The following is a 1,596-nucleotide window of genomic DNA, read 5'->3' on the forward strand; positions in this document are numbered from 1 at the left end:
CGCATCCACTCGTAGCGTCGGGCGCCAGGTATCGGTTCTGCGGCAAGCGTGCCGACGACGACCGTCAAGTCGTCGACATAGTGCCGCGCGAAATCAACGAGATACGCATGCCCAAGGTGTGGCGGCAAGAACTTTCCCAACACCATTCCCGTCGTCATGCCTCCGCCCTCCCTCGGATCGATTTCAACATCACACCCGCCATTGTTTGCAGTTGCCGATCACTGACCGGACGGATCTGTTCCCCAGTGGGCTGCAACACATGGTTTGCCCGCGTCGCATCGAATCGAGTCTTCGTCGCCAAAAACAAATCCATCGCTCGGTGATTGTCTGAAGCCGTCGTTCGATAGTTCAACGCCAGGCAAGCCGCCGCGACGTCCCGACGGTCGACGTCCGTGTTCGTTTCATCCCGTTGGTAGCGATCTGCCGTGCATTGGAAATGCTGACGCGATACCGGTGCCAAATCAATCCCCACTCGTTGCATCGCCCCAATCCAACGCGACGCGGAAACCGGTTGCGGACCGCACAGGTGGAATGCACCGGAATGGTTGTCGAGCAAGAGGCGGATGATTCCGCACGCCGCTTGATCCACCGGTGTCACGTCAAAACAAAAGTCGTCGATGCCTTCGGGGTATTGCCCCAGCAACGCGATTCCCCGCGTGAACATCGCCAGCTGGTCGTGAAGGCCGCCGACGCCGTGTCTTGTGTCTCCGGTCAACAACCCCAACCGATAGATCGCCGGGATTTGCGTTCCCGCGATCGACCACAGTAACTTCTCGGCCGCCCACTTGGTCTGGCCGTACCCGCCAAACACGCGTGCCGGTGTCTCCAATCGATCCATCTCGTCGTAACATGTTTCTTCGCGGTCGGTCGCCACGAATACTGACAAGGTCGACGCGTAGTGAATGGCCTTGGGCCTTCGATCGCAGGCCAGCCGCGCGAGCGTCGCCAGCGAGTCCAGATTGACCGAACGCATCGTCTGGAAATCATCTAGCAGATGAACCCGGGCAGCCAAATGGACAAGGTCGGTGGCCTGATCGGCGATGCGCGCCCACTGGCCATCCGACAAACCGAACTGGTGCGCCGCGAGATCACCGCAAATCGGCTGAACGTCATCGGGGCCGAGCGAATTGACAGCGCGTCCCAAAAACGTTTTCCGCGAATGGTTGATTCGCTGCAACGCCTGCGTCGAATCGTTGGCACGAACCAGACAGATGAGTTTTGTTCCGTGATTTTCCCGCAGCAATGCGTCGAGCACCCACGTGCCCAAAAATCCGGTTGCCCCGGTGAGCAAGATCACTCGATCACGGTTGCTGATCGGTTCAATGACGGGCAGGTCGGGAACCGCGAGGGACAATTGCTGTACGATTGAGTTTAAACTAGCGGTCGTGGCGGCGCAGGTTGATTCGCAATCACGCAAGCTCTCGCGTAGCGTTTGGTGTTGTAGGTTTGCGGAATTCAATGCCAGGCCGTTCGCTTCGGCCGCCGCGAGCAGTTCCATGGCCGCCAATGAGCTACCGCCGGCGGAGTCAAAGGGATGGTCCCATCCGAATCCGTCGTGTCCGAGCACTTTCACCCACAGCGAATGAAGGATTGCAG

2 protein-coding genes are annotated in these 1,596 nt (G+C 59.0%); both read right to left on the reverse strand.

Features of this window, described 5'->3' with window-relative positions; genetic code table 11:
• Positions 1-158: adenylyltransferase/cytidyltransferase family protein (locus ABX749_RS32290; RefSeq protein WP_372899661.1), on the reverse strand; the 158-nt coding region annotated here is incomplete at its 3' end.
• The coding region (locus ABX749_RS32295; protein WP_372899660.1) for an SDR family oxidoreductase at positions 155-1,596 on the reverse strand (1,442 nt) is incomplete at its 5' end. The genes ABX749_RS32295 and ABX749_RS32290, both read right to left, overlap by 4 nt.

This window comes from Stieleria sp., assembly GCF_041595215.1.
In the GTDB taxonomy this organism is placed as follows: domain Bacteria; phylum Planctomycetota; class Planctomycetia; order Pirellulales; family Pirellulaceae; genus Stieleria; species Stieleria magnilauensis.